The 24,578-nt window shown below is 65.5% G+C and carries 16 protein-coding genes and 1 pseudogene; 8 read left to right on the plus strand and 9 right to left on the minus strand.

Going from position 1 to position 24,578, the window contains the following annotated elements; genetic code table 11:
• The first annotated feature begins 78 nt into the window (after positions 1–78).
• Entirely contained in the window at positions 79–2,241 is a 2,163-nt protein-coding gene (locus ASF94_RS11260; RefSeq protein WP_056665960.1) for a TonB-dependent siderophore receptor, read from the plus strand.
• A gap of 90 nt (positions 2,242–2,331) precedes the next feature.
• On the opposite strand, the gene ASF94_RS11265 is transcribed toward ASF94_RS11260, so the two are convergent.
• The 4 genes from ASF94_RS11265 to ASF94_RS11280 form a co-directional block, all read right to left on the minus strand.
• Positions 2,332–3,852, minus strand: coding sequence for an efflux transporter outer membrane subunit (locus ASF94_RS11265; protein ID WP_082493187.1), 1,521 nt, complete (start codon positions 3,850–3,852; stop codon positions 2,332–2,334).
• A 62-nt stretch (positions 3,853–3,914) separates the two neighbouring features.
• Positions 3,915–7,154, minus strand: a complete 3,240-nt coding sequence (locus ASF94_RS11270; protein ID WP_056665963.1) for an efflux RND transporter permease subunit — start codon at positions 7,152–7,154, stop codon at positions 3,915–3,917.
• Positions 7,155–7,184: 30 nt separating this feature from the next.
• The gene (locus ASF94_RS11275; RefSeq protein WP_082493189.1) at positions 7,185–8,495 is read right to left on the minus strand and encodes an efflux RND transporter periplasmic adaptor subunit; all 1,311 of its coding nucleotides are present in this window, start codon (positions 8,493–8,495) and stop codon (positions 7,185–7,187) included.
• Positions 8,496–8,755: 260 nt separating this feature from the next.
• Entirely contained in the window at positions 8,756–9,625 is an 870-nt protein-coding gene (locus ASF94_RS11280) for an alpha/beta hydrolase (protein WP_056665969.1), read from the minus strand.
• Positions 9,626–9,790: 165 nt separating this feature from the next.
• Here ASF94_RS11280 and ASF94_RS11285 point away from each other — a divergent pair, with 165 nt between their 5' ends.
• From ASF94_RS11285 to ASF94_RS11295, 3 genes are all read left to right on the plus strand, one after another.
• Positions 9,791–10,726, plus strand: coding sequence for a LysR family transcriptional regulator (locus ASF94_RS11285; protein WP_056665972.1), 936 nt, complete (start codon positions 9,791–9,793; stop codon positions 10,724–10,726).
• A gap of 223 nt (positions 10,727–10,949) precedes the next feature.
• Complete coding sequence (locus tag ASF94_RS20810; RefSeq protein WP_082493190.1) at positions 10,950–11,294, plus strand: VF530 family DNA-binding protein; 345 nt, start codon at positions 10,950–10,952, stop codon at positions 11,292–11,294.
• Positions 11,295–11,536: 242 nt separating this feature from the next.
• Complete coding sequence (locus ASF94_RS11295; protein ID WP_056665978.1) at positions 11,537–11,935, plus strand: hypothetical protein; 399 nt, start codon at positions 11,537–11,539, stop codon at positions 11,933–11,935.
• 100 nt (positions 11,936–12,035) lie between these two features.
• Here the strand turns inward: ASF94_RS11295 and ASF94_RS11300 are convergent, their stop codons facing one another.
• From ASF94_RS11300 to ASF94_RS11315, 4 genes and pseudogenes are all read right to left on the minus strand, one after another.
• The gene (locus ASF94_RS11300) at positions 12,036–13,004 is read right to left on the minus strand and encodes an alpha-E domain-containing protein (RefSeq protein WP_056665984.1); all 969 of its coding nucleotides are present in this window, start codon (positions 13,002–13,004) and stop codon (positions 12,036–12,038) included.
• A gap of 1 nt (position 13,005) precedes the next feature.
• Positions 13,006–14,556, minus strand: coding sequence for a circularly permuted type 2 ATP-grasp protein (locus ASF94_RS11305; protein WP_056665987.1), 1,551 nt, complete (start codon positions 14,554–14,556; stop codon positions 13,006–13,008).
• A 186-nt stretch (positions 14,557–14,742) separates the two neighbouring features.
• Positions 14,743–16,443 (minus strand): annotated as a pseudogene (locus tag ASF94_RS11310) (DNA internalization-related competence protein ComEC/Rec2); the annotation flags it as partial.
• Between the two features lie 399 nt (positions 16,444–16,842).
• Complete coding sequence (locus ASF94_RS11315; RefSeq protein WP_162244638.1) at positions 16,843–17,208, minus strand: helix-turn-helix domain-containing protein; 366 nt, start codon at positions 17,206–17,208, stop codon at positions 16,843–16,845.
• Between the two features lie 593 nt (positions 17,209–17,801).
• On the opposite strand from ASF94_RS11315, the gene ASF94_RS11320 reads away from it, so the two are divergent.
• From ASF94_RS11320 to ASF94_RS11335, 4 genes are all read left to right on the plus strand, one after another.
• Entirely contained in the window at positions 17,802–18,590 is a 789-nt protein-coding gene (locus tag ASF94_RS11320; protein WP_056665994.1) for a hypothetical protein, read from the plus strand.
• An 8-nt stretch (positions 18,591–18,598) separates the two neighbouring features.
• Positions 18,599–19,114 carry an HAD domain-containing protein gene (locus ASF94_RS11325; protein ID WP_056665997.1) on the plus strand — a complete coding sequence of 172 codons (516 nt, stop codon included), beginning with the start codon at positions 18,599–18,601 and terminating at the stop codon, positions 19,112–19,114.
• A 166-nt stretch (positions 19,115–19,280) separates the two neighbouring features.
• Positions 19,281–21,497: an AAA family ATPase gene (locus ASF94_RS11330; protein WP_200933065.1), complete on the plus strand. Its 2,217-nt coding sequence runs from the start codon at positions 19,281–19,283 to the stop codon at positions 21,495–21,497.
• Positions 21,494–23,416: a UvrD-helicase domain-containing protein gene (locus ASF94_RS11335; RefSeq protein WP_056666000.1), complete on the plus strand. Its 1,923-nt coding sequence runs from the start codon at positions 21,494–21,496 to the stop codon at positions 23,414–23,416. Before ASF94_RS11330 ends, ASF94_RS11335 begins: the two co-directional genes overlap by 4 nt.
• 196 nt (positions 23,417–23,612) lie before the next feature.
• Here the strand turns inward: ASF94_RS11335 and ASF94_RS21270 are convergent, their stop codons facing one another.
• Complete coding sequence (locus ASF94_RS21270; protein ID WP_156382506.1) at positions 23,613–24,557, minus strand: hypothetical protein; 945 nt, start codon at positions 24,555–24,557, stop codon at positions 23,613–23,615.
• Positions 24,558–24,578: the final 21 nt, after the last annotated feature.

Raw genomic sequence — 24,578 nt, forward strand, 5'->3', positions numbered from 1 at the left:
CAGCCACCCGCTGCCGTCCGCGCATCCGGGAAGCCAACTCCGCCACACGGTGCCCCCTTCATCGACGGAAAGGCTTCCATGCGCTTCAAGCGACTGCCCCCACCCCACGCCATCGCCGCAGCCGCGCTGCTGGCCCACGCCGCTGCGCCGGCACGCGCCCAGTCCCCGGCCCCGGCGCCCGCCGCCACGCTCGCGCCCGTCACGGTCAATGCCAACGCAGAGGCCGAAAACCCGACCGCGCCTGTCAGCGGCTTCGTCGCCAAACGCGCACTGTCGGCCACCAAGACCGACACGCCGATCATCGAAACCCCGCAGGCCATCAGCGTCATCACGCGCGACCAGATGGAAGCGCAGGGCGTGCAGACGCTGCGCCAGGCGACCGCCTACTCAGCGGGTGTCGTGTCCAACTACTTCGACAGCCGGCAGGACACCTTCAAGGCCCGTGGCGGCGACGTGACGCAGTATCTGGACGGCATGGTGCGCTTCGTCGGCTACTGGAACGACACGCGCCCGGACCCATACACGCTGGAGCGGGTGGAGTTCCTGCGCGGACCCTCGTCGGTGCTGTACGGGCAGGGCAGCGTAGGCGGCGTGCTCAACCTCACCTCCAAGCGCCCACAGGCCGAGACCCTGCGCGAAGTGCAGGTACAGGTCGGCAGCCATGGCCGCAAGCAGATCGCCACCGACCTGACCGGCAAGCTCACGGAAGACGGCCAGTGGCTCTACCGCCTGGTGGCGATAGGCCGCGACAGCGACACGCAGGTGGACCATGTGAGCGACGACCGCCGGGTCTTCGCCCCCACGCTGACCTGGCGGCCCAGCGCCGCCACGTCGCTCACGCTGCAGCTCACCCACCAGAAGGACCAAAGCGGCTCGCTCATCGGCTTCTTCCCTTGGCAGGGCACGCAGCTGCCGAGCCGCTACGGCCAGATCCCCACGTCCACCTTCATCAGCGAGCCCGGCTGGGACCGCTACGACTCCGAGAGCACCACCTGGGGCTATCTGTTCAGCCACCAGCTGGGCAACGATTGGACGCTGCGGCAGAACCTGCGTCGCAGCCTGGGAGAGGTGGACTACCGCACGCTCTACACCAGCTTCGCTGCCAACGCAGCGCGCGGCCGCCCTGCGAGGCCGGTGTTCAACGCCGACGGCCGCACCGTGGTGCGCGACGCTTCCTGGACGATGGGCAGCTCGCGCATGCTGCTGGTGGACACCCAGCTCGAAGGCAAGCTGCGCTCGGGCGATGCCGAGCACACCGTGCTGGCAGGCATGGATGTGCAGCGCAACCACTGGGGCCAGCGCACCTGGCGCGCGCTGGCACCGTCCATCGACGTGTATGCGCCCGTCTACGGCAACTTCGCCGAGCCACCCGACACGGCCCTCGTCCGCCAGCCCGACGTGCAGCAGCGGCAGCTGGGCTTCTACGCGCAAGACCAGATCAAGTGGGGTCGGCTCACGGCCACCGTGGGCCTGCGCCACGACCAGGCCAAGAGCGAGACGCAGGGCCGACCTGCCGCCGCCGGCGACGACAAGGCCTGGACCAAGCGCGCCGGAGTGACCTACCAGCTGGACGGCGGCTGGGCGCCCTATGTGGGCTACTCCGAATCGTTCCAGCCGCTCGGCGGGGCCGACTTCTACGGCACCCCGTTCAAGCCGCAGCGCGGCGAGCAGTGGGAAGCGGGCGTGAAGTGGCAGCCCGCAGACCAGGGAATCTCGGCCTTCGCGTCCATCTACCAGCTGCGCGAGAAGAACCGCAAGACCACCGACCCCGGCAACCCGCTCAACAGCCTGCAGATCGGCGAAGTGAAGACCAAGGGATTCGAGACCGAGATGACGGCCAGTCTGGCCCGCCACTGGGACTGGACCGTGGGCTATGCGTACACGGACGCCGTGATCTCCCGGAGCAATGCGGGCGACCAGGGCGACCCGGTGGCCAGCGTGCCCCGGCACACGGCGTCCAGCTGGCTGATGCACCGCTTCGCCAGCCAAGGCCGCGGCGGCTGGTCGGTGGGCGCGGGCCTGCGCTACACCGGCTCGCAGTGGAGTGGCACCAGCGCCATCACGACGCCCTCGGCGTTGCTCGCCGATGCCCTGGCGGCCTACGACGCAGGCGACTGGCGGCTGGCGCTGAACGTGACCAACCTGACCGACAAGGTGCAGATCACGCAGTGCCTGGCGCGCGGTGACTGCTTCTACGGCCAGCGGCGCACCGTCACGCTGACGGGAACGTACCGCTTCTGAGCGAGCGCCTCGCCAGGTTGCCACGCGGCTGGCGGGGCGATTCGGGCGAACGCCGGCCCCAGGCGGCCGGTGCAGCCTTTCCGCGCAGCGTCACCGAACCGGTGCGGCTGCCGTCAACAAGCCGCCGCAGACGACCGGTTCGGCGGACGTCAGCGCACCGATGTCGCTTTCGCCCCAGCCCCCTCCCAGCGCGCGGACCAGGCCGACCGTCGCCGTCTGCTGCGCGGTGCGTACCTGCAGCGCCTGCCGGCGGTTGCGCAGCTCGCTGCGGCGGGCGTCCAGCAGTTCCAGCTGGCTGACCAGGCCGTTGCGGTAGCGCGAGTCGGACAGCTGCGTGGCGCGCCGGGCCGACTGCACGGCCCGCTCCTGCGCTTCGGCCTGGCCCGCCAGCAGGCGCAGGGCGCCCAGCTGGTCCTCCACTTCGCGGAACGCGGTCAGCACCTGGCCCTTGTGCGCGGCCATCGCCCCCTCCAGCCGGGCGCGGGCGCCCTCTTCCTGCGCGGCCCGCTGGCCGCCGTCGAAGATCGGCAGCGACAGCAGCGCGCCGATGCCCCACGACCGGGCCGACCACTTGAAGAGATCGCCCAGCTCGGGCGACGCGAAGCCGCCGTTGCCAGTGAGCGTGACGGCCGGGAACCAGGCTGCCTGCGCCACGCCCACGCGGGCCTGCGCAGCCAGCACCGCCGCCTGCGCCGCCGACACGTCGGGCCGGCGCGCCAGCACCGTGCCCGGCACGCCGGCCGGGATGACCGGCAGCACGGCGCCGCCGTCTGCCGGAGCGGGCACGGTGAAGCCGGTGGCGACCTCGCCCAGCAGCACGGCCAGCGCATTGCGCAGCAGCACCTGCTGCCGTTCCAGCGCCAGCGCCTCGGATTCGGTCGCCGCCACTTCGGTCTGCACCCGGGCCAGGTCCAGCTCGGCCACGTCGCCCGCCTGATAGCGCCGCTGCGTGAGGCGCAGCGTGCCCTGGTAGGCCTCCAGGCTTTCCTGCACCAGGGCGCGCTCGGCCTGCACCGCGCGCAGTTGCAGATAGGTCTGCGCCACGTCGGCCTGCACCATCAGCCGGGTGCTCTGCAGCAGGGCGTCGCGTGCCTGCGCGTCCAGCCGCGCCGCGTCGCTGGCTTGCGACAGGCGGCCGAACAGGTCGAGCTCATACGAGACATTCAGGCTCGCGGTGGCCAGGGTGGCGGGCACCGGTCCGCCGGAAGCGGTGTTCGCGCCTGCCTGCCGGGCCACGCCCGTCGATGCGCCCACCTGGGGTGCCCGGTTGGCGTCGGCGGAACGCAGCAGCGCGCGGGCTTCGGCCAGGCGCGCAGCTGCTTCCTGCAGGCTGGTGTTGCCGGTGCCGGCGCGCTCCACCAGGTCATTCATCACCGGGTCGGCGAAGCTCTGCCACCAGGCGCCGCGCGGTTGCGCTTCAGCGGGCGCGGCCGTCGTCCAGAGAGGCGAGGTTCTTTCCGTGCTGAAGCGGGTGGGCACGGCCACACCGGCGTGCGCGGGATGCGGCAGGGTGGGCGTGCCCATGCAGCCGGCCAGCACCAGGGCTGCGGCGAGCGGCAGCAGCCGCACCGCCCGGCGCACGTGGACGGTAGAACTGTCGAAGGAAGCCATCAGGGAATCAGCAGACATGGTCAAAGGTCCTTGCTTGGTCGGTTTGCTTGGCTGGCGGCGGTTCATTCGTGCTGGCCGCGCGGTGCGGCCAGCACCGGCTGGGCGTTGGCGCCCAGGCTGCCGGCGTCGGGCGGGCTGATCGGCGCCGCGTGGCTGCCGTGCTGCTGCAGCGGCCGGTTGCCGGCCATGCGGCGCAGCACCACGTAGAACACCGGCGTGAGAAAGAGGCCGAAGGCCGTCACCCCGATCATTCCGGCGAACACCGCCACGCCCATGGCGCTGCGCATTTCGGCACCCGCGCCCGTGGACAGCACCAGCGGCAGCACGCCCATCACGAATGCCAGCGAAGTCATCAGGATGGGCCGCAGCCGCAGGCGGCTCGCCTCGATGGCGGCCTGCACCGGCGTGCGGCCGGCGAACTCCAGTTCGCGCGCGAACTCCACGATCAGGATGGCGTTCTTGGCCGACAGCCCCACCAGCACGATGAGCCCGATCTGCGTGAACACGTTGTTGTCGCCGCCGGTCAGCCAAACGCCCGCCATGGCGGCCAGCAGGCCCATGGGAACGATCAGGATGATGGCGATGGGCAAGGTCAGGCTCTCGTACTGCGCGGCCAGCACCAGGAACACCAGCAGGATGGCGATGGGGAACACCAGCACGGCGGAGTTGCCGGCCAGGATCTCCTGGTAGGTGAGTTCGGTCCACTCGAAGCCGATGCCCTGCGGCAGGCTCTCGGCGGCGATGCGTTCGATGGCGGCCTGGGCCTGGCCCGAGGAATAGCCGGGCGCGGGCCCGCCGTTCACGTCGGCGGCCAGAAAGCCGTTGTAGCGCATGGCGCGCTCGGGGCCGAAGCTGTTCTCGATCTTCATCAGCGCCGACAACGGCACCATCTCGCCCGTGGTCGAGCGCACCTTGAGCAGGCCCACGTCTTCGGCCCGCGCACGGTAGGCCGCGTCGGCCTGCACGCGCACGCTGTAGGTGCGGCCGAACTGGTTGAAGTCGTTGGCGTAGAGGCTGCCCAGGTAGATCTGCAGCGTCTCGAAGATGTCGGTCACCGGCACGCCCAGCTGGCGCGCCTTGGTGCGGTCGATGTTCGCGTAGAGCTGCGGCACGTTGACCTGCCAGCTGGTGAAGAGGCCGGCCAGCTCGGGCGTCTGGTAGGCCTTGGCCATGAAGGCCTTCACCGCCGCGTCCATGGCCTCGTACCCCAGCGAGGCGCGGTCTTCGATCTGCAGCTTGAAGCCGCCCGTGGTGCCCAGCCCGGCCACCGGCGGAGGCGGGAACATGGCGATGAACGCCTCCTCGATGCTGCCGAAGGCCTGGTTCAGCTGGCCTGCGACGGCGCCGCCGCTCTGGTCGGCGCGCTGGCGCTCGGCAAAGGGCTTGAGCGTGACGAAGACGATGCCCGAGTTGGAGCTGTTGGTGAAGCCGTTGATCGACAGCCCCGGGAAGGCGATGGCGTCTTCCACGTTGGGGTTCTTCTTCACGATCTCGCCCATGCGGCGGATCACGTCGTCCGTGCGGTCCAGCGTAGCGCCGTCCGGCAGCTGCGCGAAGCCCACCAGGTACTGCTTGTCCTGCGCGGGCACGAAGCCCCCGGGGACGGCCTTGAACAGCCCCCAGGTGACGAACACCAGCGCAGCGTAGACAACCAGCATGAGCGCCTTGCGCCCGATGACGCGCTGCACGCCGCCGCTGTAGGCCTGCGAGCCCCGGTGGAACACGCGGTTGAAGCGGCGGAAGAACCCGCCCAGCACGCGGTCCATGCCGCGCGTCAGGGCGTCCTTGGGCTCGTGGTGGCCCTTGAGCAGCAGTGCGCTCAGTGCCGGCGACAGGGTCAGCGAATTGATCGCCGAGATCACCGTGGAGATGGCGATGGTGACCGCGAACTGCCGGTAGAACTGCCCCGTGAGGCCGCTGATGAAGGCCAGCGGCACGAACACGGCCACCAGCACCAGCGCGATGGCGATGATGGGGCCGCTCACCTCGCGCATGGCCTGGTAGGTGGCCTCGCGCGGCGACAGGCCCGCTTCGATGTTGCGCTCGACGTTCTCCACCACCACGATCGCGTCGTCCACCACGATGCCGATGGCCAGCACCAGCCCGAAGAGCGACAGCGCGTTGATCGAGAAGCCCAGCAGGTGCAGCACGGCGAACGTGCCCACCACCGACACCGGCACCGCGAGCAGCGGAATGATGGAGGCGCGCCAGGTCTGCAGGAACAGGATCACCACGACCACCACCAGCGCGATGGCTTCCAGCAGCGTCTGGATCACCGAATGGATGGAGGCGCGCACGAACTGCGTGGGGTCGTAGGCGATGCGGAATTCCACGCCCTCGGGCATGTGCTTTTGCAGCTCGGCCATGGTGGCGCGTACGTTGGACGAGATGTCGAGCGCGTTGGAGCCCGGCGCCTGGAACACGCCCATGCCCACGGCCGGGTCGTTGTTGAGCAGCGAGCGCAGCGAATAGTCGGCCGCACCCAGCTCCAGCCGGGCCACGTCGCGCAGCCGCGTCACCGCGCCGTCAGCGCCCGTCTTGACGATGATGTCGCCGAATTCCTCCACCGTCGCCAGGCGCCCCTGCGCGTTGATCGACAGCTGCATGTCCACGCCCCGCAGGCCGGGCGACTGCCCGACGACGCCGGCTGCGGCCTGCACGTTCTGGCCGCGGATGGCGGCCACCACGTCGGCGGCCGACAGGCCCCGCTGCGCGACCTTCTGCGGGTCGAGCCAGGCGCGCATCGAATAGTCGCCGCCGCCGAAGATCTGCACCTGTCCGACGCCGGGAATGCGCGCCAGCCGGTCCTTGACGTTCAGCACGGCGTAGTTGCGCAGGTAGTCGATGTCGTAGCGGCCGTTGGGCGAGACCATGTGCACGACCATGGTCAGGTCCGGCGCGCTCTTGACGGTGGTGATGCCCAGGCGGCGCACTTCCTCGGGCAGGCGCGGCTCGGCCTGCGAGACGCGGTTCTGCACCAGCTGCTGCGCCTTGTCGGGGTCGGTGCCGAGCGCGAAGGTCACGGTGAGCGTCATCACGCCGTCGGTCGTGGCCTGGCTGCCCATGTAGAGCATGCCCTCCACGCCGTTGATCGATTCCTCCAGCGGCGTCGCCACGGTCTCGGCGATCACCTTCGGATTGGCGCCGGGATAGGTGGCGCGCACCACCACGGAGGGCGGCGCCACCTCGGGGTATTCCGAGATGGGCAGCGCGCGCAGGGCGATCAGCCCCGCCAGGAAGATGAGCACCGACAGCACCCCGGCGAAGATGGGGCGGTCGATGAAAAATCGGGAAAGGTTCATGATGTTCCTGTCTTTCTTCCAGGCACGCGATCAGGCCGCGGGCTGCTGGTTCGGCGTCCGCGCCTGACGGCCCTCGCCCGCCAACTCGGCCTTGGTGGCCATGGGCACGTCCTGCGGGGCGATGGCGGCCCCGGGGCGCACGCGCTGCAGGCCGTTGACGACGATGCGCTCGCCGGCCTTCAGGCCCGAGGTGACGACACGCAGGCCATCCACCGGCGCGCCCAGCTGCACCTCGCGGTATTCGGCCTTGTTGCCCTCGCCCACCACCATCACGAACTTCTTGCTCTGGTCCGTGCCGACGGCGCGTTCGTTGATCAGCACGGCCTGCGCGCTCCTGGCCTGGCCCATGCGGATGCGGGCGAACTGGCCCGGCATGAGCGCGCCATCGGCGTTGTCGAACACGGCACGCACGCGCACCGTGCCACTGCGCGCGTCCACCTGGTTGTCGATGAGCTGCAGGTGGCCGGTGTGCGGCGTGCTGCCGGCCGTGCCGGTGCCCATCTGCACGGGAATGCGTTCGATCTGCGCGCGGGCGCTCTGGCCGCTGCGCAGGCCGTCGAGCGCGCGGGCGACGATCTGTTCGTCGGTGTCGAAGCTGGCGTAGATGGGGCTCACCGACACCAGCGTGGTGAGCACCGGCGCGCCGGCGCCTGCGGCCACCAGATTGCCCTGGGTGACCTCGATGCGGCCCACGCGCCCCGAGACCGGCGCGCGCACCTGGGTGTAGCCCAGGTTCAGGCGCGCGGCCTGCAGCGCGGCCTGGGCGGCGTGCAGGTTGGCATCGGCCTCGCGCTGAGCGTTCATGCGCTCGTCATGCTCGCGCTGGGCGATGGCCCGCTCTTCCCAGAGGCGGGTGGCGCGCTCCATTTCGCTGCGGGTGTACGACACGCGGGCCTGCGCTGCGGCGACCTGCGCGGCAGCGCGGTCCACCTCGGCGACGAAAGGCGCCGGGTCCACGGTGAACAGCAGGTCTCCCTGCCGGACCAGCGCGCCTTCGCGGAAATGCACGGACTGCAAGGCGCCCGCCACGCGCGGGCGCACGTCCACCCGCTGGACGGCTTCCAGTCGCCCGGAGAACTCGTCCCACAGTGACACCTCCTGCTGCACCACCGCCGCCACCGACACCGGCACGGCAGGTGGCGGACTGGCGGCTGCCGGCGCTTCGGCGTGCGACGTGCCGAGCCCGAAGACGGCACCGCCTGCGGCGGCCAGCGCCACGGCGGCACCCGCGGCGGTCCACCAGCGGCGCGTGGTCGCAGGAACGGGGGCCGCTGCGGATGACGCTTGCGGCGCGCCAGCGGCTTCCGAAGCCGGCTGCGAGGGATGAGATGGGTGTGTCATGGTGATTCCTCCTTGTGATCCAGATCCGTGCAATCGATGCGAGAACAGAACGCGGGCAAAGCGGTGCCCTCCGGCGCATCGGCGCCGGAAAAAACAAACGGGGGGTGGACCGCCTCGCGTTCAGCAGGCGGGGGTAGTCTCAGACCTCAACCAGGGTCGAGGTCAAGCGTCGGCGGGGGGCATGCGGGCGACAAATCGGTGGCCGGCGGCAGCGCCGCCGTACGGTGGGTCTGGCGCGCAGCGCCGCAAGGGCTACGGGCTCACAGCGGTGGCCGACATCGCGTCGCCTCGAAGAACTGGCGCAATTGCGCTTGCACCTCGGGGGCGCAGGGGCAGGTGCCGGCACCTTGCTGCAGCAGGGCCTCGGGCCACTCGGCGGCCTGGTTGAAGATGTGGCGGGTGACGGGCTGGCCGGCAGCTTCGAGCCGTGCGGCGTAGGCCAGGGCTTCGTCGCGCATCGGGTCGTCGCTGCCCACCAGCACCAGCGTGGGTGGCAGGCCGGCCAGCCGCTGGGCGGCGGCGGGCACCGCATAGGGATGCTCGGCATCGCGCGTGCAGCTCAGGAATTTCGTCCAACCCACCGACCATTTGCAGGCCGTGGAATCGCCCGTGGCGGCACGCACCGAGGGCGTGCCCACGCAGGGGTCGAGCATGGGCGACAGCAGGATCTGCCCGGCGATCGGCGGGTGCGACTGGTCGCGCGCCATCAGCCCGACGCCGGCCGCCAGGTTGCCGCCGGCTTCCTCGCCCGCCAGGTACACCGGCGCGCCGGAGCCTGCCAGCCGCGTGCGGTGCTTGAAAGCCCACTGCAGCACGGCATAGCCCGTCTCCAGCGGCTCCGGGAACGGCGCGAGCGGATAGGCCACCGACACCACCAGCGCACCCGCGCCCTGCAACAGCGTGGCGACGGTGCCGCCGTTGTCCAGGTCGCCCGACACGAACGCGCCGCCATGGAAGTGCACCACCAGCGGCAGCGCCGCGCCCGGCTGGCTGCCCGCCCGGGTCTTCGGCTTCTTGCCGTACACCCGCACACCGACCTGCCGGCCGCGGGCCACCTCAATGGTGGCGTCGGTGCAGGCGGGCAGCGGCGGGTGGGCGGGCGATGGAGCGGTGGTCGAAGAAGAAGGCATGTGGGCAACCTGACAGAAAGGCCGGGTGATGAGCAATGTAGCGGCAGCGGCAGGCGCGATAAACCCGCGAAACGGCGTTGCTCTGTTTCCAAACGCGGAACAATGCGCGGCCACGCTGCATGTGAGAATTCTTCCACCCTGATCAGGGATGAGGAAGGAACCGCCATGGATCAGATCCAGGCCATGCGCATCTTCGCGCGAGTGGTGGAAGCCGGCACGTTCACGCGCGCGGCCGATTCGCTGCAACTGCCCAAAGCCAGCGTGACCAAGCATGTCCAGGCGCTGGAAGCACGACTGCGCGTGAAGCTGCTCAACCGCACCACCCGGCGCGTCACCGTCACCGCCGACGGCGCCGCCTATTACGACCGCACAGTGCGGCTGCTGGCCGATTTCGACGACATCGAGGCCAGCATGGGGCAGGCCCGTTCCAGCCCGCGCGGCCGGCTGCGCGTGGATGTGGGATCGTCGGTCGCCCGGCTGCTCATCATTCCGCGCCTGGCGCAGTTTCAGGAGCGCTTCCCCGACATCCAGATCGACCTGGGGGTGAGCGACCGCACCGTCGATCTGATCGGCGACAACGTGGACTGCGTGATCCGCGGGGGCGAGCTGGCCGACCAATCCCTGGTGGCGCGGCGCATCGGCAACCTCGAATTCATCACCGTGGCGTCACCCGCGTATCTGGCGCGGCACGGCACGCCCCAGCACCCGCTGGATCTGGAGCGCGGCGAAGGCCTGCATCGCAGCGTGATCTATTTCTCGCCGGTGTCCGGCCGGCGCTATCCGCTCGACTTCCACAAGGACGGCGAAGTGCTGGAACTGACCGGCCCTTCGCAGCTGGCGGTGAACGACAGCAACGCCTACGTGAGCGCCTTGCAGGCCGGGCAGGGCGTGGGCCAGATCACCACCTTCCAGGCCGAGCAGCCGATCGCCGAAGGCCGGCTGGTGCGCGTGCTGCCGGAATGGACGCAACCTCTGCTGCCGGTGTACGTGGTGTACCCGCCCAACCGCCACCTCAGCGCCAAGGTGCGGGCCTTCGTCGACTGGGCGGCCGAGCTGTTTGCGGGCGACAGGCTGCTGCAGGCGCCTGCGGGCTCGTCCTAGCGCAGCGCGCCGCAGCGCTGCGACGCGCATGGAGCGCGCCGCGTGAGCCAGGGGTGGGCGCTTGCGCTGCTGGCCGTGGCCCGGGCCGCACGAGCGCAGGAGGGCCCAGCCCGGATCGCAATGCTATACTTTTTATAGCTACAGACCCTTTCCGCACGGGTGCAAAAGGCCATTTTCTTCACAATGACGGCGGGAATGGCGGTAGCGCGTATGCTCGCTCGCCATGAACGACGACCCGACCCTGCCGCCATCGGTCTCCGAACCGCCGGCGCACCCTGCGCCCGCCACCCCGCCCGCGACCCCGCCAGATCCGCCAGCTCCGCCTGCCGCCCCTGCGCGCTCCAAGGACCCGTTGCACGGCATCACGCTGGAAGCGATGGTGGTGGCGCTGGAGCGGCATTTCGGCTGGCGCGGCCTGGCGGAACAGATTCCGGTGCGCTGCTTCCAGAGCGACCCCAGCGTGTCGTCGAGCCTGAAGTTCCTGCGCAAGACGCCCTGGGCGCGCGAGAAGGTCGAAAGCCTGTACCTCTTCATGCTGCGAGAGCAACGCCGCCAGGGCCTGCGCTGACTCTGGCGCAGGCCATCGAAGGCGCCGCCTTCGCACTGGCGTGTGGCTCAGTGGCAGCGGGCTGCAACGACCGTGCGCTGCGGGAACTGAACGGCTTTGCTGATCGTTTCGCGCCTGCCAACAGCGGCTGACGGGCGCCAGAGCACCGCTCGTCTCAGCCCGCTGGATTCGGCCCCAGGGCACCGGCACAGTGACTTCACGGGCGGCCATCCCGCGCCGCCCTGTCCTACCGGAGAGCCTTCATGCACGCCATCTTCCCCTCGTTCCCGAAGTTCCCATCCGCCGCTGCCGCCGGCCGGCGCCTCGCGCCGCGATCAGCGTTTGCCGCAGCCGCGCTGCTGATGATGCTGCTGACCGTGTCGGCTGGCACGACCAGCGCATGGGCGCAACAGCCGCTGCCTGCGCCGGAGACGGCGGCCGGGTCCGCCACGTCGGCCGGCGAGCGAGCCCCGGCCATCGCTGCGGCCTCGCCCACTGCCGGCCTCAGCCGCGCCCAGGTGATCGCCGAACTGGAGTGCGCGCGGGCCTCGGGCGAGCTGGACGCCGCGATGTTGAATTCATACGGTCTGCCGCCTCGCGCCGCCACTTCGCAGCGGCCCGCCAGCGCAGCCGGCTGCGGGCAGCGGGGCATCGATCGCTGAGCCAGGCCAGGACAGGCCCCGGCCCCGGCCCCGGCCCATCCGGGCGGGGCGGCGCGGATGCAGGAACCAGGAGTGCGCCGCGCCCTGCGACGCAGGGGCCTCAGTGCGGCACCGGCACCAGGAAATCACGGCTGATGCCAGCCCCCAGCTCGTTCACGCGGTCGAGGAACTGCGTGAGATAGGCATGCAGGCCCGTCGCCAGGATCTCGTCGATGCGCCCGTAGCGCAGGTCGGCCAGCAACCGCCCTGCCTTGCGCTGCGTTTCGCCCGACTGGTCGTTGGACACGACCGCCAGGTTCTCCGCCACTTCGTGCAGGCTGGCATGCAGCGAGCGCGGCATGTCGCGGCGCAGGATGAGCAGGTCGGCCACCCGCTCCGGCGTGATGACGTCGCGGTAGGCCTTGCGGTACACCTCGAACGCCGACACGCTGCGCAGGATCGCGCTCCAGTGATAGAAGTCGAACTCCGGCGTGGCGCGCCGCGGGTTCTGCACCGAGCCGTGGAAGTCGCTCTGCACCGCGTGGAACTTCACGTCGAGGAGCCTGGCCGTGTTGTCGGCCCGCTCCAGGAACGTGCCCATGCGCAGGAAGTGGAAGGCCTCGTCCTGCAGCATGGTGCCCAGTGTGACGCCGCGCGACAGGTGCGAGCGGTATTTCACCCACTCGAAGAACTGCGCCGGATCGCGCTCGAACACGCCGCCGTCCAGCTGCCGGCTCAGTTCGAGCCAGGTCTGGTTCTGCGTTTCCCATACCTCGGTGGTGAGCGCACCGCGCACCGCCCGTGCGTTCTCGCGCGCCGCGCGGATGCACGAGACGATCGACGACGGGTTGGTGCCGTCGTGCACCATGAAGTTGAGCACCCCTGCCGCAGTGACCTCGCCATGCTTGGCGGTGTAGGCGGGCATCAGCTCGCTGATCGACAGCAGACCTTGCCAGCCTTCTTCGGAGACGGCGGCGGATTGCGGCAGCAAGGACGTCTCGTAGTTGACGTTTAGCATCCGGGCGGTGTTCTCTGCTCTCTCCGTATATCGAGACATCCAGAATAGATGATCGGCAGTGCGACTCAGCATCTCAGACTCCTCCCAAGGTTTGCGTCATGCCGCCCATGGTCTGGGTCTGGGTCATGCCGCCGATGGTCTGCGCCGGCGCAGGGAAAGGGACGGGTGGCGCGGTGCTGTCCTCGCCCAGCACCCAGGTGTCCTTGGTGCCGCCGCCCTGCGACGAATTGACGACCAGCGAGCCTTCCTTCAGCGCCACGCGGGTCAGCCCGCCGGCCGCCATCTGCACCTTCTGGCCCGACAGCACGAAGGGCCGCAGGTCGATGTGGCGCGGGGCGATGCCCGACTCGACATAGGTGGGGCAGCTCGAAAGCGACAGCGTGGGCTGCGCGATGTAGCCGGCCGGGTTGGCGACCAGGGCGGCGCGAAATTCCTCGATCTCGGCCTTGCTCGCGGCCGGGCCGATCAGCATGCCGTAGCCGCCGGCGCCGTGCACTTCCTTCACCACCAGTTCGTGCAGATGGTCCAGCACGTACTTCAGGTCGTCCTCCTTGCGGCACATCCAGGTCGGCACGTTGGCCAGGATGGGTTCTTCGCCCAGGTAGAAACGGATCATCTCGGGGACGTAGGGGTAGACGGACTTGTCGTCCGCGATGCCCGTGCCCACCGCGTTGCATATCGCCACGTTGCCCGCGCGGTAGGCGTTCATCAGCCCCGCGCAGCCCAGGGTGGAGGTGGGGCGGAACACCTGCGGGTCGAGGAAGTCGTCGTCCACGCGGCGGTAGATCACGTCCACCCGCTGCAGGCCGCGCGTGGTGCGCATGTAGACGAAGTTGTCCTTGACCACCAGATCCTGGCCCTCGACCAGTTCCACGCCCATCTGCTGGGCCAGGAAGGCATGTTCGAAGTAGGCGCTGTTGTACATGCCGGGCGTCAGCACCGCCACCGTGGGCTCGGCCGCGCCGGCCGGGGCGCTGGCACGCAGGGTGTCGAGCAGCAGATCCGGATAGTGGGCGACGGGGGCGACCTTGTGCAGCGAGAACAGCTCGGGAAAGAGCCGCATCATCATCTTGCGGTTCTCCAGCATGTACGACACGCCGGAGGGGACGCGCAGGTTGTCTTCCAGCACGTAGTAGACGCCGTCGCCGTTGGCGTCGGCCGCGCGCACGATGTCGATGCCGGCGATGTGGGCGTACAGGTCGCGGGGCACGTCGACGCCGACCATCTCGGGACGGAACTGCGCGTTGCGCATGATGAGGTCGGACGGGACGATGCCGGCGCGGATGATTTCCTGGCCGTGATAGACGTCGTGGATGAAGCGGTTGAGCGCCGTCACCCGCTGCACCAGGCCCTGCTGCATGCGCGCCCATTCGTGCGCGGGAATGATGCGCGGGATGAGATCGAACGGGATCAAGCGCTCGGTGCCGGCGCCGCCCTCGTCCTTGGCGCCGTACACCGCGAAGGTGATGCCCACGCGGCGAAAGATCATTTCAGCCTCGGCGCGTCGCGCCTGCATCGCTTCTTCTGCCTGCTTGCCCAGCCATTGGCTGTAGCGCTTGTAATGCTCTCGCACGTCGCTGCCCTGGAACGGGAGCGACGCATACATCTCGTCGAACTTCTGCATAAAAAGCGGTGCCTCCTGCATCCAGCATAGCAAGTTGTGCGCCTGCGATTGGCAAGAAGTTCGCGAGAAGTTGCGTCGAGACCCTGTAGGAGAGAAGCCCGGAGCGCCTCGATCCACCCTGCTGCTGCCGCCGCCCGGGTGATTGCCAGACGCGATGGCCAGGAAATTTCGATAGCTGGGCCGGACCTATTCCGATCCACGTTCCGTGCGGAACACCTCGGGCGAAGCGTGGTGCCAGTACCGCCGTGTGCGGTCACGCTCGCATCCGACCTGCTCCCGCCGCACGGAAGACCAAGAGATGGCACCGCACAGGTCGGTGCGCACCAGTTCGATGCCTTCGGCGGCATAGCGGGCTGCCACATCGCGCGCCGGGTGCCCGAAGCGGTTGCGGTAGCCCGCCTGCACCCAGGCCGTTCGCGGGGCCACGGCCTGCAGGAACGCCGGGCTCGACGACGTGCGGCTGCCGTGGTGGGGCACCAGCAGCACGTCGGCCCGCAGCGGCGCACCACTGGCGACGAGGGCCGCTTCCTGGGCGCGCTCGATGTCTCCCGCCAGCAAGGCAGAGGCGCCTGCCCGGTGACCGCCGCCCGCTTCCCGGGCGTTCGCAGAAGAGGCGGCGTCGATGCGCAGGACGCAGCTGTGGGTGTTGGGCTTGCCTCGGGCCAGATCGTCGTCAGGCGGCGGATGCAGCCACTGGAATTGCACGCCGTCCCAGTCCCATCCCTCGCCCGCCACACACCGGCCGATGGGCCGCACCTGGTGCAGCGGGTGGCCTGCCTCGACCGAGCCGCGCACATCGGCCTGCGGCTGCTGCCCCAGCAGCGCCGCCGCGCCGCCGGTGTGGTCGACGTCGCGGTGGCTCAACACCAGCCGGTCCAGCCGCTCGCCCGTGGCGCGCAGCAGCGGCACCAGCACGCGGTCACCGGCATCGCTGTCCTGGTGGTAGCGCGGCCCGGCGTCGTACAGCAGCGCGTGGCGGGCCGTGCGCACGATCACCGCCTGGCCCTGCCCCACATCGGCAGCCAGCAGGTCGAAGTGGCCCGGCGCCGGCCGCGGCGGCACCCACCACAACGCGGGCAGCAGCAGCGGCAGGCCCAGCAGCCGCACCATCCACGGCAGACGCAGCGCCAGGAAGGTGCCGCCCGCCACGGCGGCGGCGCCGGCCCAGAGCGACGCGATGGCCAGGGAAACCTGCGCCCCAGGCCAGCCCGCCAGCCACTGCAGTCCGGCGGACAGGGGCCGCACCGCCCAGGCGGCGGCGTCCCAGAGCGGCGCCCACAGCACCCCGCCCAGCGCCAGCGGCGTGACGACCAGCGTGGTCCACGGAATGGCGACCAGGTTGGCCAGCAGCCCCACGACCGACACCTGCCCGAAGAGCAGCAAGCTGAGCGGCGTGAGCGCCAGCGTCACCACCCACTGCTCGCGCAGCAGGGAGACCGATCGCCCCCACGCGCTGGTATCGGCGGCGCTATCCACCCCGGCACTGCTGGCAAAAAGCACCGCCACCGCAACGAAGCTCAGCCAGAAGCCCGCCTGCAGCAGCGCCCAGGGGTCCAGCAGCAGCACGGCGGCGCAGGCCAGCAGCCACACCTGCGGCCAGGGCCAGCGGCGGCCCGACAGCCGCAGCAGCGCCACCACGGCGAGCATGCACACCGTGCGCTGGGCCGGCACGCCCCAGCCGCTGAAAAGCGCGTAGCCGGCGGCCAGCAGCACGCCGCAGGCCAGCGCGGCGGTGGGCGCCGGCACCGCCAGGCACAGCCGCCCGGACCGCCGCCAGCCCGCGCCCACCACCCGCGCGGCCAGCCAGGCGAACAGGGTGATGTGCAGGCCCGAGATGCTCATCAGATGGGCCACGCCGGTCGCGCGGAAGACATCCCAGTCGGCACGGTGGAAAAGGACAAACAAGTCCTACTCCTGAACAATAGGTTCTACTTCAGCGACTTTTCATCAATAGGTCCTACGCCAAAGCATAGAAACCCTGCCAGCAGGCCAAGACAAAAGGTTCTACTCTCGAAGGAAGCGATAAGCATCCCCGCACCTCAGGGCACCCGTTGGGGGCCACGTCTACTCGAGCCTTGGGCCAGAAGTTGACGCGGCTCGGAAGGAATCCACGCTTTTCTGCCTGTTTCGACAATAGCTCCTACGCTCAAGTCCGACCTTGAACAAATTGTCTTACTCTGGCCTTTGTTCAACCTCAAGTCGCGACTTCTGTCCTGCAAGTCGTGTAGCACCTAGACCAGACAATCGCCAAGGCGCTACGGCCCCCGCTCGCCCAAAGGACTCCCGCTACTTGCTGCCAGAACGTGCAGCAGGTAGTTCCGCCTCCCTTGCCGCGATAGCCTCGCGAAGCAGCTCAGGCTGCTGCATCAACTTCTCGGCCTCCAAGAGCAACGTCGACGGCGGGATGTTCAACGCTCCGCAGAGTCGTACCAGTGTCACCAAATTCGGGCTTGTCGCACCGTACTCGATGCGCTGCATGGTCAACCGGCCCATCCCCGACTTGTAGGCAAGTTCCTCCTGCACGAAGTTCGCCTGCTTTCTTGCTTTGCGCAGGACGAGCCCCACGGCAACCGCCCACTCTGCCTCCTGCTCGGTCAAATCTTTCCTCATGACCAGCAGTGTTGAGCACATGCCACTTTTAAGGAACTTCATAAAAGACATCTATTTTATGAAGCACATAAAATGAAGCATCCTTTATGATGCATCCACTTTAAGTCTACGCCTTCTCTCCAGGGCTACAGCCGGTCTACATCGGCACCCCAAGGACGAAGGCTTCATCACAGTTCCATGGACAGCTTCATACGCACACACAGTGGGGCGCAGGTTCTGCCCCCTGCCTGGAAGAAAGAACGCGGCCGGAAGGCCTGGCGATTCGCCCAGTTTTCCTCACGGACATTCTTCCTCCTTGAAGCATGCGTTGACCAACGCAAAGACATCGAAATCGTTCAGTTCCTGACGACCGATGTTGCAGAGGCCTATAGGCTCGAAAAGAGCTTGCCCGAATGCCGCTGGTCCCGAGTACAGCTCTTCTTGCGATTTCGGGACTTGGCAAAGCAAGACCTCACCTACGAAGAACTGAGTGCTGCGTATCGGTCGCGTGCCACCGGAGCTCACTGGTACCACCTCGCTTCCGGCCACCTAATAGCTGAATCCGGCGTCACGACCCACGAGTTACGGAATCTGGAACGAGACTTTGACTTGGTCTATGAGCGCCGTGGGGCCAAGTCAGAACTGCACTCCCTCCCATGCTAACGACCATCCAGCTGGCCTCGGACCTTCATATCGGGGAGTATCTGGCGGAGGGCTTGGAAATCCCGTTTCGGGTCCATCCTCAGGCGAACCTGCTCATCCTCGCCGGTGATATCGACATCGGTCTCCAAGGAATGGACTTCGCACGCACTTTGGACGTGCCAACGTTGTATGTACCAGGCGTTCTCGAACACGCGGGACTCGAGCCGGAAGTGGCCGCACCACTGATGAAGCTGGACTCCTCGCGCACAAAGGTCCGGGTCTTACAGAATGATGCTGTAGTCATCAACGGCATCCGGTTTCTGGGAACGACGCTGTGGCCAAATTTTGGCCCCCCCAGCCTTCTCAAGGGGCCTGAGTCAGTCGGCATAGCAGTTGCCATGACAGGCTACGGTACCGTCCAAGACGGCGGCAAAACAATGACGTACAGCGGGCTATGGGCGCGTCATCAAGCCGCCGTAGCCTGGCTAAGCCAGCGCCTTGCGGAACCGTTCGATGGTCCCACGGTGGTGATTTCCCACCACATCCCGCACCCGAAATCCATTCCACGGCAGGGAGCCGGCGACCCCTTCGCGGCCCCCTGCCAGACCAGACTGACGGCACTCATGACGTTCGTCGACTACTGGTTCCATGGAAGTGTGCACGTAGCCTGCGACTACCGCATCCGCGACTGCCGGGTCATCTGCAACCCTGTAGGAGCACCATCCGACCATCGCTACCCCTATTCCTTCGCGCAGAAGTCCAACGGCTACCGCCCGGATTTGCTACTGGAGATTGCGAGCTGAGGAACGTTATGCTGAACACCGACAGAGACAGTCCCCTGCTGTTCCTTGACCTAGACGACGTCCTCTGCCTGAACAGACCCTACGGTGGTCGGCATCTGCAGCTTACCCCCCGACCACCGGACCTGTACCAACGTATCTGGAGCGTCCCGGCCATCGAGGCTCTCCAGCAGGTGCTGCGAGAGGCCAGGCCCCAGGTGGTTCTCACGACGTCGTGGTTGAGCTTCCTGGACCTCGCTGCAGCCCGTCAGCTCTTCGAGCTGACGGGGCTCGCGCAACTGTCGCAGGCCCTGCATCCTGACGGCGAAGCGCCCCAACTCCGCGGCCAGACGCGGCTGGAGGCTATCGACGCCTGGCTGCGGCGGCATGCTTGGACCGGGAAATACGCAATCATTGACGACCTGCTCAGCGGCACAGGGCTTAGGCGGTCACGTCATGAGAAGTCTGGCCGGCTCGTACTCTGCGAGGTTGATGTGGGTCTCTCCCAGGTGCATGTGCCTCAATTGCTCAAGGCCTTGACCAGTTGACTTGTATCGCCTTTTGAACATGGCATATCGCTCAACACACGCATCACGGATGTGTTTTTCCGAAACCGGCGCGACAAGACGTTAGCATCATGCAAGTGAAGTATCCGTGGACGGCCAACTGGGCTGTACGGGTCACTAATGTCAAGGTCAGCCCGGAGACTGAGCAATGTATCTGAAGTGTATTCGAGCGAAAAACTATCGCGCATTTGGCGACGGCACGTCTGCACCTACTCTCGATTTGGAGCTCAATCCGGGACTCAACATCTTGGTAGGTGAAAACGATGCTGGCAAGACCGGCATCGTTGACTCCATCCGCCAAGTACTTCTCACCACCAGCTACGAGCCAGTCCGGCTCTTTGAGCAGGATTTCCACATTAGTGGTGCGGACCGTGCGCAAACGCTCACCATTGAAGCCACCTTGTGTGGACTGAGCCCTGACCAAGAGGCCTCTGTTCTCGAGTGGTTGACATTGGAAAAAGATGGGAGCTGCTCGCTCATACTTCATCTCGAAGCGCGCTACCACCCACCCCAAGCGACAAAACGCGCTCGCGTAGACACAGTCATCCGGACTGGAAAGAACGGAACTGGCCCAGAGGTCGGTTACGCGGTTCGAGAACTGGTGCGCGCGACCTATTTGAGACCATTGCGCGACGCAGAAGCGGAGCTTCGCCCAGGCCGGCAATCGCGCCTTTCTCAAATTCTTGGGGCGCACAACGACATTGCCGGACAAGAAGTGAATGACTTCGACGAGGCGTCGCCTAAAAATATCCCAGAGCGGTTGGCGGGTCTTATGGCCTTTGCCCAGCACCACTTGGGCGAACACGAGGTGGTGAAGGGGGTCGAAAAGGACATCAACGACAACTACCTCAGCCAATTCGCGTTCGCCGGCGACGCCCTTCAGTCCCGCATACGCATTGCGCCCGACCTCGCGCTTACGCCAATCCTGGAGAAATTCGAGCTATCGCTACTTCCGGGACCTCACATTCATCCTGATGCCCGGTGTGCCCGCGGTCTGGGCTACAACAACGCGTTGTTTATGGCGACGGAACTGGTTCTACTCCGCGACGGCGAAGAACTGGCACTGCTGCTGGTCGAAGAACCTGAAGCACATCTTCACCCCCAGCTTCAGGAGCGAGTCATGGACCTCCTGAAAGAGCACTCAGATGCAAGCCAAGCAGAGAAGAGAGTGCAAGTCATTCTGACGACTCACAGCCCATCACTGGTCTCGACTGCACGCATCGAGGACATGACACTTGTACATAAGGCTCAAGCCTTCCCTTTGGCAGTGGGAAAAACAAAGCTGAAACGTACCGATTACTCCTTCTTGCGTCGGTTCATCGACGCCACAAAAGCAAATCTCTTCTTTGCGCGAGGGGTAATGATGGTGGAGGGCCCCGCCGAAGCCATCTTGCTCCCTGCCATAGCAGAGATGTGTGGCCGCTCATTCTCCAAGCACGGCGTGTCGATAGTCAATGTGGGTCACACCGGGCTGTACCACTACGCCCGTATTCTGCAAAGCGAAGACAGCAGGGCAGAAATCCCTATTCCTGTTGTTTGTTTGACTGACCGAGACATCGTTCCCGACATTGCAAAGGCTTACGTGCCAAAGCCCGCCAAGGGAAAACGTTTTGACTCGGACTACTCTTCCGCTGAGATTGCCACACTGGTGCAGAACAAGAAAGACCGTGCGGAAGGTGGAAAAACCATCGTATGTGTATCTGACCGCTGGACACTTGAGTACGACTTGGCTTTGCACGGGTGCGCGGAGCTTATGTACCTTGCAATTTCTCTTGCCGTAAAGGCCAATTCACGCGACGAGCGCCTTGATGAGCAGGATGAGGCCGATACGCTCGCAGCGGCCAAAGCGAGCTGGACCACCCTGAATGCTGCCGGCCACTCCCCTGACGAGCTTGCTTCCATCATTTATCGGCCACTCAAGGAGAAAGAGGCCTCGAAGGCTATTGCGGCACAGTATGCCGCTCATTTAGTTTGCACGGGGGCGCATGGCGAAGGCAACGCTCTATTTACGAAGTTACCTCCGTACCTGCAGACTGCCTTTGACCATCTGACCATTGCCCCTGTCGCAAAACCTGCACCTACTGCGCTGGGCGGTGTGGCGGCAGCCGTCCCCTCAGGCTTCGTGGTCCCCGGAGCCGCAACAGTTGTCCATTCGCCAGCACCAATTGGCGCCACCTCTATCGCGACCCTCCCTGCCCAGCCGTTGTCACCCACTCCACCTACAGCCCCATCTGTACCTTCGGCAATTCCGTCGATTCCGCAAGTCCCCACCACCGCAGCCGCACAGGTAGTCGCAACGCAGCCCTCGGCGGCAACGTCGTCCGTTACGGTAGCGGCGACGGAAATCGACGGAGTAAGCAAATGAGTGTCGTAGACCTTCAACTCGAGGACCTTGCCGGGCTAGCATCGCTGACCAAAGACTTGAATTTCGACGATGATGAGCGCCGCTGCGCGCTTCTAGAAAACGGCTCTCGCGATTTCAATGCTGTACCAGGCAGTGGCAAGACATCATTACTCGCAGCTAAATTGCTGCTGCTTGCCAAAAAGTGGCCCCATGCGCGACGTGGTATCTGCATACTGAGTCATACAAACGTTGCCCGCGACGAGATTTCTCGACGCCTTGGGGAGACAGCGGAAGGCGCACAGCTGCTTAGCTACCCTCACTTCATAGGAACCATACATAGCTTCGTCAATCAGTTCTTCGCCATGCCAATGTTGCGAAGTCTGGACCAGAAGGTCGACGTCATTGACGATGCAGTCTTCGCTGAGAAAGCGCTTGCTCGATTGCAACTTGGCCAGTTTTCCAAGCTTCGTTTCTACTTGGCAAACCAAAACAATGGTGAAGGCATCGCCACGTCGCTGTTCTATAGGACAGCCGCACTGAACGTGAACGTAGAAAGCGGTTCTCTTCCCGCGACTCACACACCCTCATATCAATCGCTTGTCAATCTCAAAACGCAACTTACCGGCCTAGGAGTTTTTCGGCATCGAGACATGTTTGCATTTGCGGACTTGGCGCTCCAGACATGTCCGCACCTCGTTGACGTGGTGCATCGGCGCTTCCCGATGGTGTTCATCGACGAGATGCAGGATACATCGTGGGACCAAGAGTCATTCCTAAACCGCATCTTTGACGGCAAGTCCGTAATGCAACGTTTCGGCGACATCGACCAAAAGATTCTTTCGGATGAGGAAAATGTTGAATTATTGACATTTCCTCGCCCAAATCATGGTTGCATTAGCACTAGCAAGCGGTTTGGTGGAGCGATTGCACATGCGGTTGGAAGCGTCCGCATGAGCGGTGCTGCTGTAATCGGTGAGGGTGCCGACAGTCATGCCCCTGTTCTATTGCTGTACTCCACCAGCGCTGCGACAAAGGTCGTCTCGCATTTTGGACATATGGTCCTTGAGCGCTTGAGCGACGAGGATATTGGCTCGCGCGCAGTAAAGACGATGTGTGCACGAAAGGCGGGCGAAGGGGGAGCTGACGCTGGCCGCCATCTGCGCGACTATTGGCCGAACTACGGTGACGGGCTACCAACCGCAGGCATGCGCTCGGAAAGCTTCTGGAGCCTTGTTGGAGATACGAGTCAAACTCTTGAGGACACATCACTCAGTGCGCGCGTCTCCGATGTACGCAGGGCCTTGTTGCTTGTGCTTCGTGATGCTGGTGCATCCATGTCGAAGGGCCTGCGGGATAGTCGTGCTCTACCCAGAGCTGCCAGAGAGCTTGCACCCACCGGCCGAATAGATGCGCTGACTCGTGAGTTGGCCCTTTCAGGCGAGCATCTCTGTTCAAACGACCAGCGTCCCGGGCTTTTTAAGCTGCTGTACGAAGAACTCAAGCCATACCTTCCTAATACGCTTGCCTTCGACGAATTCAAAGCGATGGAGGTGTTCATTGAATCGAAGGCGGCTCCAACGAAAGGCACTCCGCACTCGACCGTATGCGATGTAACGGACAGGGGCCGGACTCTCCAGTTTGGTCTAGGAACGGTCGCTGGCATGAAAGGGGAAACGCATTCAGCTTCCCTGGTGCTTGAATCCTATGGAGGAGTCAGTCGTAAGTGCGACGTTGCTCTTGGGCTTGAGTATATCGCGGGGACAGCGTCAAAAGCGCTGGAGAAACTTCCTAAGACTCAGCAAGCACAAATGCGAAACCTCTATGTGGCGATGTCCCGGCCAACGACATTACTATGTCTTGCCGCCAATGAGGGGCGTGTTCCACAGAAAGTACGAGACGCTCTTGCAGGCAAGGGTTGGCACATCGAGATAATGGCATGACACATTGGGTTTCGTGCATATCGCCCACACGTAGGGCGGTCTAAATGAGGCATTGCGAATCCTCATCTACATTTTCACACCCGTCCTTCAAAAATTAAGAGGGACTTGCCTTATAGGAACCGAGCTGTCTCCTCGTACAGCTCAACATGGTCTTGCGGTGCGACCGTGGTCTTCTTTGCTTACATCGGCGAGTCGCTCAACGACCGGCAACACGAAACAGCTTGCGAAATTCTCGGCCTGGGCGGTCTCGGAACTGCATCTTGACTACGACCTTACCTTCGAACGCACGGTCCAGGGCAGCGCCGACAGGCATGTCATCCTCAATATCTCGCATTGCACGGCTAACCTCTGTCGTACGAACACCACCGAGCGTCTCGAAAAGCGCGTCAAACCCTGGACGGTCGGATTCTTCGAAAAGGTCATCGGCTGATGTCATCGCAGCAGTTCCAGCCTTCACCTCTGCTAACTGTGCCTTGAGTTCATCCATGACTTCGAACTGTGCCTGAGGGCTGCCATGAAACGCAAGTTCATCGAATATTCCCTGAATAACCTGCCCCAACAAAACCTCAGCACATCGCACTGTTGCAATGGAAACTCCGTAACCCTTTGCGTCGAGGTCATCCTCTGTAAGAGTGAGCTCTGCGCATAGGCGCAGAGGTAGCTCCAGCAGTTCACGCACGGGTGTCAGCGACACGGACCAGCGGATGCGAGTACCAGCCTTGTAGCCATACGTCGCGTCGTCCACGTCCAGAACGCGCCCGACGCCGTGAAGGTTCAGACGATGCACAGCATGGTAAGTCTTCGTATCAGTGTCAAGCGCCCAAGACCAATAAAGTTCCATGTACTCGATACCGGCATTTTCCGCAGGGTCTCCTCGTTTTTGCCGCGGCACCGGGCCCTTCCGTGCTTCCTCGCAAAGGTTCATGGACCAATTCCTGCGGAAAGCCGCATGCAATTCCGGGCATGCCTCGAACAATTTGAAGACATCGCCAAGCTTCAGGTCCGGGTGTAGTGTTACTGGTTCAAAAAGATACTCCACCGCGCTTTCGGTGACATCGCGTACGACAGGCTCGTCGGCGTCATGCGGATGAAAGTCCCGGGAGATGAGTGTGGCGCCAGGGCCAAGGGTCAAAGTGTTCATGCAAAGGTCTAGCCGCTAGTT

It is taken from the genome of Acidovorax sp. Leaf160 (genome assembly GCF_001424265.1).
Classification (GTDB): Bacteria; Pseudomonadota; Gammaproteobacteria; order Burkholderiales; family Burkholderiaceae_C; genus Paracidovorax.

Coding starts and splice junctions, on each gene's coding strand:
- ASF94_RS11260 (WP_056665960.1), top strand. CDS start 79: ATGCGCTTCAAGCGACTGCCCCCACCCCACGCCATCGCCGCAGCCGCG.
- ASF94_RS11265 (WP_082493187.1), bottom strand. CDS start 3,852: ATGGCTTCCTTCGACAGTTCTACCGTCCACGTGCGCCGGGCGGTGCGG.
- ASF94_RS11270 (WP_056665963.1), bottom strand. CDS start 7,154: ATGAACCTTTCCCGATTTTTCATCGACCGCCCCATCTTCGCCGGGGTG.
- ASF94_RS11275 (WP_082493189.1), bottom strand. CDS start 8,495: ATGACACACCCATCTCATCCCTCGCAGCCGGCTTCGGAAGCCGCTGGC.
- ASF94_RS11280 (WP_056665969.1), bottom strand. CDS start 9,625: ATGCCTTCTTCTTCGACCACCGCTCCATCGCCCGCCCACCCGCCGCTG.
- ASF94_RS11285 (WP_056665972.1), top strand. CDS start 9,791: ATGGATCAGATCCAGGCCATGCGCATCTTCGCGCGAGTGGTGGAAGCC.
- ASF94_RS20810 (WP_082493190.1), top strand. CDS start 10,950: ATGAACGACGACCCGACCCTGCCGCCATCGGTCTCCGAACCGCCGGCG.
- ASF94_RS11295 (WP_056665978.1), top strand. CDS start 11,537: ATGCACGCCATCTTCCCCTCGTTCCCGAAGTTCCCATCCGCCGCTGCC.
- ASF94_RS11300 (WP_056665984.1), bottom strand. CDS start 13,004: ATGCTGAGTCGCACTGCCGATCATCTATTCTGGATGTCTCGATATACG.
- ASF94_RS11305 (WP_056665987.1), bottom strand. CDS start 14,556: ATGCAGAAGTTCGACGAGATGTATGCGTCGCTCCCGTTCCAGGGCAGC.
- ASF94_RS11315 (WP_162244638.1), bottom strand. CDS start 17,208: ATGAAGTTCCTTAAAAGTGGCATGTGCTCAACACTGCTGGTCATGAGG.
- ASF94_RS11320 (WP_056665994.1), top strand. CDS start 17,802: ATGCTAACGACCATCCAGCTGGCCTCGGACCTTCATATCGGGGAGTAT.
- ASF94_RS11325 (WP_056665997.1), top strand. CDS start 18,599: ATGCTGAACACCGACAGAGACAGTCCCCTGCTGTTCCTTGACCTAGAC.
- ASF94_RS11330 (WP_200933065.1), top strand. CDS start 19,281: ATGTATCTGAAGTGTATTCGAGCGAAAAACTATCGCGCATTTGGCGAC.
- ASF94_RS11335 (WP_056666000.1), top strand. CDS start 21,494: ATGAGTGTCGTAGACCTTCAACTCGAGGACCTTGCCGGGCTAGCATCG.
- ASF94_RS21270 (WP_156382506.1), bottom strand. CDS start 24,557: ATGAACACTTTGACCCTTGGCCCTGGCGCCACACTCATCTCCCGGGAC.